This window comes from Clostridium sp. CCUG 7971 (assembly GCF_017590215.1).
In the GTDB taxonomy this organism is placed as follows: Bacteria; Bacillota; Clostridia; order Peptostreptococcales; family Peptostreptococcaceae; genus Faecalimicrobium.
Genome location: NZ_JAFFPK010000100.1, coordinates 1 through 9,272, shown reverse-complemented (window position 1 = coordinate 9,272; position 9,272 = coordinate 1). Strand labels below are relative to the sequence as shown.

11 protein-coding genes are annotated in these 9,272 nt (G+C 29.6%); all 11 read right to left on the bottom strand.

Features of this window, described 5'->3' with window-relative positions:
- Positions 1 to 24: 24 nt before the first annotated feature.
- A complete protein-coding gene (locus JWF52_RS12915) occupies positions 25 to 732 on the bottom strand; it encodes a polysaccharide deacetylase family protein (protein ID WP_208333961.1) in 708 nt (235 codons plus the stop codon).
- Entirely contained in the window at positions 726 to 971 is a 246-nt protein-coding gene (locus JWF52_RS12910) for a hypothetical protein (protein WP_208333960.1), read from the bottom strand. Before JWF52_RS12910 ends, JWF52_RS12915 begins: the two co-directional genes overlap by 7 nt.
- Positions 972 to 1,189: 218 nt before the next feature.
- The gene (locus tag JWF52_RS12905; protein ID WP_208333959.1) at positions 1,190 to 2,476 is read right to left on the bottom strand and encodes an NCS2 family permease; all 1,287 of its coding nucleotides are present in this window, start codon (positions 2,474 to 2,476) and stop codon (positions 1,190 to 1,192) included.
- Between the two features lie 164 nt (positions 2,477 to 2,640).
- Positions 2,641 to 3,696, bottom strand: a complete 1,056-nt coding sequence (gene ispG, locus JWF52_RS12900; protein WP_208333958.1) for a flavodoxin-dependent (E)-4-hydroxy-3-methylbut-2-enyl-diphosphate synthase — start codon at positions 3,694 to 3,696, stop codon at positions 2,641 to 2,643.
- 27 nt (positions 3,697 to 3,723) lie between these two features.
- On the bottom strand, positions 3,724 to 4,728 hold the full coding sequence (gene rseP / locus JWF52_RS12895) for an RIP metalloprotease RseP (protein ID WP_208333957.1): 1,005 nt from the start codon (positions 4,726 to 4,728) through the stop codon (positions 3,724 to 3,726).
- 48 nt (positions 4,729 to 4,776) lie between these two features.
- The gene (locus JWF52_RS12890) at positions 4,777 to 5,928 is read right to left on the bottom strand and encodes a 1-deoxy-D-xylulose-5-phosphate reductoisomerase (RefSeq protein WP_208333956.1); all 1,152 of its coding nucleotides are present in this window, start codon (positions 5,926 to 5,928) and stop codon (positions 4,777 to 4,779) included.
- A 193-nt stretch (positions 5,929 to 6,121) separates the two neighbouring features.
- Positions 6,122 to 6,901 carry a phosphatidate cytidylyltransferase gene (locus tag JWF52_RS12885; protein WP_208333955.1) on the bottom strand — a complete coding sequence of 260 codons (780 nt, stop codon included), beginning with the start codon at positions 6,899 to 6,901 and terminating at the stop codon, positions 6,122 to 6,124.
- 12 nt (positions 6,902 to 6,913) lie between these two features.
- Positions 6,914 to 7,648 (bottom strand): undecaprenyl pyrophosphate synthase, encoded by a 735-nt coding sequence (uppS, locus tag JWF52_RS12880; RefSeq protein ID WP_208333954.1) that lies wholly within the window; start codon positions 7,646 to 7,648, stop codon positions 6,914 to 6,916.
- 28 nt (positions 7,649 to 7,676) lie between these two features.
- The gene (locus tag JWF52_RS12875; RefSeq protein WP_208333953.1) at positions 7,677 to 7,880 is read right to left on the bottom strand and encodes a hypothetical protein; all 204 of its coding nucleotides are present in this window, start codon (positions 7,878 to 7,880) and stop codon (positions 7,677 to 7,679) included.
- Positions 7,881 to 7,882: 2 nt separating this feature from the next.
- Entirely contained in the window at positions 7,883 to 8,437 is a 555-nt protein-coding gene (gene frr, locus JWF52_RS12870; RefSeq protein ID WP_208333952.1) for a ribosome recycling factor, read from the bottom strand.
- A gap of 71 nt (positions 8,438 to 8,508) precedes the next feature.
- On the bottom strand, positions 8,509 to 9,213 hold the full coding sequence (pyrH, locus tag JWF52_RS12865) for a UMP kinase (protein WP_042273561.1): 705 nt from the start codon (positions 9,211 to 9,213) through the stop codon (positions 8,509 to 8,511).
- Positions 9,214 to 9,272 lie beyond the last annotated feature (59 nt).

The window sequence follows — 9,272 nt, the reverse complement described above, 5'->3', positions numbered from 1 at the left end:
TAAATTTAGGCAACCTTTTTTATATTATGCTAAAGTTTTAAAAGCATATCCATTATCTTTAAAATGTTTTATTATTTGAGGAAGAGCTTTCGCAGTTTGCTCTTTTCCATAAGTATCGTGCATTAATAATACTACTATTTCTTTTCCTTGTGAAGTTTTTATTGCATAATCAGCTAACTCTTGAGCATTCTTCTTCTTACCTTCTGCGTCAGCATTTAATGCATTCCAATCTATTGAAGCCATTTTATTTTCTGCTAAGTAAGAATCTAATGGATCCATTCCTTTCCAAGACATATGTCCTCCTGGACATCTAATTACTCTTGTTGAGAAGTGTGGACCTAATACATTTTTAAGTATATCATCAGTCTTTTTAAAATCTGCATTAAAAGCTTCTAAATTTAATGTTCTTTGAGGATATAAAACTTTATAGTTGTGACTATATGAATGGTTTGCTATAGCATGTCCTTTTTCAAATTCTTGTTTTATAAGATCCTTCGCTTTTTGGCCACCACGCTCTATATTTTGACCAGTTAAAAAGAATGTAGCTTTTACATTGTTTTCATCTAATACTCTTAATATCTCTGGTGTTACAGTTGTAGATGTTCCATCATCAAATGTTAAAAATACTATTTTTTCTCCATTATTAGAGTAACTTCCTGATTTAAGCTTGTCAGCTATTTCAAGTGCATCGTATGAATCTTTTTTACCATTATGGTTAACACCGATCACCATTTTTTTCTTTCTTCTTCTTCTTTACGTTTTTTCTCTGCAAGAATTCTTTCTGCTTCTGCCTTCTTTTCCATCTCAATTTTTGCTTGTCTTTGTTCTTGTATAAAAGCTGTTGTTGCTCCGATTCCTTTAGCACCAACAAATACTATTACTACAGCAGCTATCGACACTATAGCAATCTTTTTCATGTCGATTTTTTTCTTTTTTTGAGTTCCAAAATTTATTTTATTTTGTTTTCTCATAGTATTACCCCCTATCTTGTATTAATTTGTCGTTTTCTCATATCTTTATTATATTACTTTAAATAAAAAAGTCTACATGATAAAATTTACAATACTGTAACAAGAAATTTTTTATATTTTAAAACTTTTTCGATACCCCCAACGTCTTAAGAATCAATCGGGTATTATTGCTATATTTAATCATGAAAAAGACAATGACATGAATCATTGTCTTTTTATTAATGAACAATCCCCATAGATATGTTCATTATAAAACTTAATATAAATAATCCTGTAAGTATATACATAGCAGGAGATATTTCTTTTCCTTTACCTGATGCAATTCTTAATAGTGTATAAACTATAAATCCTAAAGCTATACCATTTACTATATTGTAAGTAAAAGGTATTAAAGTGATTATAAGTATCATAGCTATAGTATCTATTACATCACCTTTTTCAATATCAAAGAAAGTTTGAATCATTAATATCCCGATAAATATAAGTACACTACTTATAACTCCATTTGGGATGAGCTTTAGTATAGGAATTAAAAATAATGATAGTAAAAATAATATTCCAGAAGTAAATGCTGCAATCTTACTCTTTCCACCAGCACTTATACCAGAAAAATTCTCTGCTGCAACTATTGTTGGGCTTGTACCAAGTATCCCTGCTATCATATTTGATATACCAGCTATTTTAAATGGTTTCTGGAACTTATCAACTTTTCCAATAGCCTCCATTTGGCCATATAAAATACCCATATTTTCAAATACAATAACAATAGTTATAGAAAAAACAGCAACTATAAATGGAATAGTAAGTATATTTTTAAATGACATTCCTAAAAATACGTCCTTAAAAGCTCCCATATTAAACATACTCATATCTACATTATTTAAAGTAGTTACTCCCATTATTAAGGATAATACACTACCTATTATAATGCTTATAAGTAAGTTACCATTTATATTCCTTATATGAAGTATAAGTATTATAAGTAAAGTAATTATACTAAGCAAAGTTTCTTTATTTGCTACATTCCCAAGTCCTACCATAGTATTTTCATTAGTTACAACAAGACCACTTTTTTGAAGTCCTATAAATAATATTAAAAATCCTACTCCAACTGTTATAGCATGCTTTAAGTTACTTGGTATTGATTTTAAAAGTATTGGTGTTAATTTAGTACTCGCTATTATGGTAAATATAATACCACTTACAAATACTGCACCTAATGCATCTTGCCAACTAAGCCCCATAGAATTTACTATTGTATAAGTAAATAGCGAATTTATACCCATTCCAGGTACTACTATAAGTGGTGTGTCTGAAAATAAGCCCATAAGTATTGTTGATAAACTGCATGTAAATATTGTAGCTATCATAGCTGCATCTTGGCTTATTCCAGCGTCTGATAAAATAAGTGCATTAGTCATAATTATATATACGCTTGCTATAAACGTAGTGCATCCTGCTAATACATCTGTTTTAATTTGATTTTTTTGAAGTGTTTGTTTCATTCCTCTTCCCTCTTAAAATATATCCCTCGCCCGCCCACATAAATAATGCTTATATATTTTATCATTTTTTGCAAATTTAGTCTACATAAAAGTACAGAATATATTATATATCTAAGTTATTTTCAATAAAAAAGTACTTATATTTTCATATAAGTACTTTTTTATTAATATTTATCTATCTCTTCTAATAACTCATCTACCAATGAATTACCTTTTATTTTTCTAACTATTTCACCCTTTTTAAACAATAAACCTTCACCTTTTCCACCAGCTATACCAATATCGGCTTCTCTAGCTTCTCCAGGTCCATTAACTGCACAACCCATTATCGCAACAGTTATATTTTTATCCATATGATTTATTTTCTTTTCAACTTCATTTACTACACTTATTAAATCTATATTACATCTTCCACAAGTAGGACAAGATACTACTTTTATCTTATCATTTAATAATCCTAAGCTTCTTAGTATTTCCTTACCTACTATTACTTCTTCACAAGGATCTCCTGTAAGAGATATTCTTACAGTATCTCCTATTCCTTTAAGGAGAAGAGCTCCTACTCCTATTGAAGATTTTATAGTTCCTTTTTTAACACTACCTGATTCAGTTATACCAATATGAAGTGGATAGTCTACTTTTTTAGATATAAGTTCATAAGCATCTAGTGTCTTATATATATCTGATGATTTAAGAGATATTACTATATTTCTAAAATCTAAATCTTCTAGAATTTTAACATGGCCTAATGCACTTTCAACTAGAGCTTTAGGCGTTGCTGATCCATATTTTTGAAGTAATTCTTTTTCTAATGATCCACCATTTACACCTATTCTAATTTTTAGATTTTTTTCCTTACACTTTTCAACTACCATCTTAACTTTATCTATACTACCGATATTTCCTGGGTTTATTCTAACTCCATCTATACCTTGGTCTATAGCCTCAAGTGCTAGTCTATAGTCAAAATGAATATCTGCTATTACAGGTATATTTACATTAGACTTAATTTCACCTATATTCTTAGCTGCTTCCATATCTGGAACTGCAACTCTTACAACATCACATCCAACTTCCTCTAATGCTTTTATTTGAGCTATTGTAGCTTTGGCATCTCTTGTATCAGTATTAGTCATAGACTGTATACTTATAGGATTATTGCCTCCTATTTTCAAACTACCTACACTAACTTCTCTGCTTTTTCTTCTCTCGTAACTCACGTCGTCACCTACTTTTTATTTCTCTTTTTAGAACAATCTAGTTATATCTTTATATGTTACAAATATCATAAATGCCATTAATACTGCAAATCCTGCTAAGTGTAACATTCCTTCTTTGTTAGGATCTAATTTTTTTCCACCTCTTATAGCTTCAAGTCCTATCATAACAAGTCTTCCACCATCAAGTGCTGGTATTGGAAGTAAATTAAATATACCTAAGTTTAAACTTATTAATGCTGCTATATTTATAAGGTTGATAATACCCATTTTAGCGGCATTTGAAACAATTCCGAAAACTCCTATTGGCCCTGCTACTGAATTTCCTATTCCACCAGGAACTGTTCCTGTTATTAATTGTCCAAAGAATGTTAATATTTGTACTATCATATCACCAGTCATTTTAAATGCTTTTGGTATTGCACCTAGGTAATCTCTTTCATAAACTGGTGCTATACCTATTTGATAAGCTCCTTTTTCATTTTTAGCAGGTGTTAAGTTTACTGATTGAGTTTTTCCTTCTCTATCTATTTCTAATTTTAATTCTTTTCCATTAGAATTATGTACAGTATTTACTAATTGTTCCCAAGATTTTATTGATTCTCCGTTTACACTTTTTATTGTGTCTCCCACTTCAATACCAGCCTTTTGGGCAGGGCTATTAGGCATTACTTTATCAAACTTTGGTATTGGTGTCCCTATGTATATTATTACTGGTATTAATAATATTACTGTAAGTATTATATTGAAAAATGGTCCTGCAAATATAACACTTGCTCTTTGAAGTATACTTTTATTTCCAAATGAGTTAGGGTCATTAGATTCTCCATCTTCACCTTCCATACTTACAAATCCACCTAATGGTAACAATCTTACTGAGTATTCTACATCCCTTTTTATACTAAATATCTTCGGTCCCATACCGATTGCAAATTCATGTATTGTTATTCCAGCTCTTTTTGCAAGAAGGAAGTGTCCTAATTCATGAATAAACACAATTAAACTAAATAATAACAATGCTATTATTATAGTCATAACATCACCATCCTTTATATAAATTTTTAACTTCTTTATTCTATATTATTAACGTATAGAATTTTTAACAAATTCTCTACTCCATTTATCTACTTCTAATATTTCTTCTAATGTTGGATTTTCTATGCTATTATGAGCTTCTAAAGTCTTCTCTATGTAATATGGTATGTCATAGAAGCCAATTTTATCCTCTAAAAATTCACTTACTAATACTTCATTTGCACTATTTAATGTAGCTGAGTATGTTCCTCCCATTTTTAATGTTTCATATGCTAGCTTTAAACATGGGAATGTTTCTAAATCTGGATTTTCAAATGTAAGTCTAGCTAACTTTGCTAAATCTAGTCTTTCAAAATCATTTACTGATCTATCCGGATAAGTTAATGCATATTGTATTGGAAGTCTCATATCAGGGCATCCAAGTTGAGCCATAACTGAGCTATCTATAAATTGAACCATTGAATGTATTATACTTTGAGGATGTACTACTACATCTATATCATTGTAATCTACTCCAAATAGCCATTTAGCTTCTATAACTTCAAGTCCTTTATTCATAAGTGTAGATGAATCTATGCTTATTTTTCTCCCCATACTCCAATTAGGATGTTTTAGAGCCTCATTTTTAGTTATATGTAATAAATCTTGCTTTTTTCGACCTCTAAAAGGTCCGCCTGATGCTGTAAGTATAATTTTTTCTATTTCCTTATTCTTTTCTCCATTTAAACATTGGAATATTGCACTATGTTCACTATCCACTGGAAGTATGTTAACATTATATTTTTTTGCTTCATTCATAACCAAGCTACCTGCACATACTAGTGTTTCTTTATTAGCAAGTGCTATATCTTTACCATTTCTTATAGCACAAAGTGTAGGAAGTAATCCTATCATTCCAACTATAGCAGTCAATAATACGTCTATTTCATCTAATGATGATATCGCCTTTAACCCTTCCATACCACTTAATACTTCTATATTTATATCACTTGGTATCATAGATTTTAATTTCATACAGCTTACTTCGTCGTATACTGCAACATATTTAGGTTTAAATTCTTTTATTTGCTCTAATAATAAATCTACACTACTATTAGCAGAAATAGCAACAACTTCAAATTTATCTTTATTTGCTCTTACTACATCTAAAGTTTGTTTTCCTATAGATCCCGTAGATCCTAAAATAGATATCTTTTTCATAAAATTCACTTATCTTATTTCTAAGTAAATAGATATTAACTCTACTTAATTTTGAAATATTTCCTTTCTTTAAATATAAGCTTTAATTTACTGTTATATTATACCACTAATATGTATTTTTTCATATTATATGAAGTTTTTTTCATTTTAATAAATAGTTTTGAATATAATTAAAGCTTCAGTTAAACTGAAGCTACTTAATAAAAAAGTCGATTGCATAATATACATATGGTGCTACTAATATAACACTATCAAATCTATCTAATATACCGCCATGACCTGGTATTAATTTTCCATAATCTTTTATACCTACATATCTCTTTATTGAAGATGCAAATAAGTCCCCACATTGTGCAACTATACTGCCCAAACTACCTATTACAGCCATAGTAAATAAATTTAAACTAAATATATATCCAAATAAAATACAAAGGCATGCACTTCCTAGTATGCCACCAATACTTCCTTCAACAGTTTTTTTAGGGCTTACTTTAGGTATCAGTTTGTGTCTTCCAAATAAGTATCCAGTGAAGTATGCAAATGTATCTGTTGCAAAGGATATTATAAATATAAGCCATACAAAAATCTTTCCAAATTCAAAATCATTTATTGTAAGTATTATAAAATCTAAAAATATTGCTACATAAAAAATTCCTAAAAAAGTAATTGCAATATCTAGTATATTATTTTTACATTTTAAAAGATATCCTATACCTATTAAGAAAAGTATAAATACTACTACATAAGTATATTCTATATGCAAATTAAACGTATTTTTTATACCTAGATATACTGCAAATATATACCCTATAATAAATAATGGATTTATATCTTTACTTTTGAATGCTTTATAAAACTCATTAAGTCCAATGCAAACTATTGCTACTTCCGCGATGTATAAAGGTATCCCTCCAACTATAATAAATAAAAATAACGGTATTAGGGCTAATCCACCAATAATCCTTGTAAGCATAAAATATTCTCCTTACTTTAGTCCTCCAAACCTTCTGTCTCTAGTTTGATATACGTAGATAGCCTTTTGAAGTTCACTAGCATTAAATGCTGGCCAGTGTATATCTGTAAAGTAGAATTCCGAATATGCAGCTTCCCAAAGTAGGAAGTTACTTAATCTTTCTTCTCCACTAGTTCTAATGATTAAATCTGGGTCTGGAATAGACTTTGTGCTCAAATAGTTTTTTATAGTATCTTCGTCTATATCTGTTACATCTATTTTACCACATTTTACATCTTTTGCTATATTTACCATAGCATTTTTTATATCATATCTACTTCCATAGTTTAATGCTAAATTTAAGTTAACTCCAGTATTATACTTTGTTAATTCATAAGATCTTTCTAATTCTTCTACACAACTCTTTGGTAATTGACTTACATCACCTATTGCTGTTACCTTCACATTATTACTGTGAAGTTCTCTTATTTCATTTTTTAGATATGTTGATAATAAGCTCATTAGTGTATCTACTTCAATTTTAGGTCTTTTCCAATTTTCTGTTGAAAAAGCATAAAGCGTTAAGTGTTTTACACCTAATCTTGAACATTCTTTTACAACTTCTCTTATAGTTTCTACTCCAGCTTTATGTCCTGCTGTTCTCGGAAGAAATCTAGCTTTAGCCCATCTTCCATTTCCATCCATTATAATAGCTATATGAGTAGGCACTTTATTTAAGTCTATGTCATATGTATTCTTTTTATTCATATTTGCCTCCAATATTAATTCTAACTCCTTAATTTAAGGAGTTAGAAAAATATGTGATTAATAGTTCTACACTATCATCTAATTCTGATATTTTTATGACTTTAGGTATAACTAATTTATCCTTGTCTTTTTTACCTTGGATAGTTTTAATAGTGTATTTTATATTTTTACTTTTAAAGTGACTTTCTACATCATTTACATGAAGGCCTAAAAGGTTATAATATTTTTCCAATATTATACCTCCATTATATCTGCTTCTTTTGCCTTAGCTACTGCATCTATTTCTTTTATGAATTTATCTGTAGTTTTTTGAACTTCTTCTTGACCCTTCTTTAATTCATCAGCAGTTATTTCACCATCTTTTTCCATCTTCTTTAATTTATCGTTAGCATCTCTTCTTTCATTTCTAAGTCTAACTTTAAATTCTTCAGCTACTTTATGAACTTGCTTAGCTAATTCTTTTCTTCTTTCTTCTGTTAAAGCTGGAACTGATAGTCTTATAACATTACCATCATTAGTTGGGTTTAATCCTAAATCAGAGTTTCTTATAGCTTTTTCTATTTCAGCCATAGCTGATTTATCCCAAGGACTTATCATTATAGTTCTTGGCTCTGGAACAGAAACAGCTCCTACTTGATTAACTGGAGTTGGAGTTCCATAGTAGTCAACTCTTATTTTATCTAACATTTGAGCATTAGCTCTCCCTGCTCTTATACTTGTGTAGTCATATTTTAAAGCTTCTATAGTTTTAGCCATTTTAGCTTCTAATTGTTTTTGTAATTCTTTCATTTTAATACCCTCCTGTATTTATTATATTTATATAATAACTGCTTTTTATATAATTAGACAAGACCTATATATTATTTAACAGTTGTACCTATCTTTTCACCCATTACTGCCTTTATTATATTCTCTGTAGATAATTCAAATACCTTTATTGGAATTTGGTTATCCATACATAAAGATGTAGCCGTTGTATCCATAACCTTTAATTCTTTTTGTAGAACTTCCATATATGATAATTCTTCAAACTTAACTGCATCTGCATGTACTTTTGGATCTTTATCATATACTGCATCAACATTTTTCGCAAGTAAAATTACTTCAGCTTCCATTTCAGCCGCTCTAAGTGCTGCTGCTGTATCAGTTGAGAAGTATGGATTTCCAGTTCCTGCACCAAATATAACAACTCTTTCTTTTTCTAAGTGTCTTACAGCTCTTCTTCTTATATATGGTTCTGCTATTTGTCTCATTTCTATAGCAGTTTGTACTCTACTTGGTACTTCCATATTATCAAGTGCATCTTGCATAGCCATAGAGTTCATTACTGTAGCTAACATACCTATATAATCTGCAGTAGTTCTATCCATTCCTTCAGAAGTTCTACCTCTCCAGAAATTTCCTCCGCCTATAACTATAGCTACTTCAACACCTTTTTCTTGTATCTCTTTTATCCCTAAAGCTATTTCATTAACAACCTCATTATTTATTCCGAATCCTTTTTCGCCTGCTAATGCTTCGCCACTTATTTTTAATAATACTCTTTTGTATGCTGGTTTACTCATTAGAAATCCTCCTACTTAATCTTTTTTCCTGATTTTTCAAAAAAAGAGAACACTTAAGT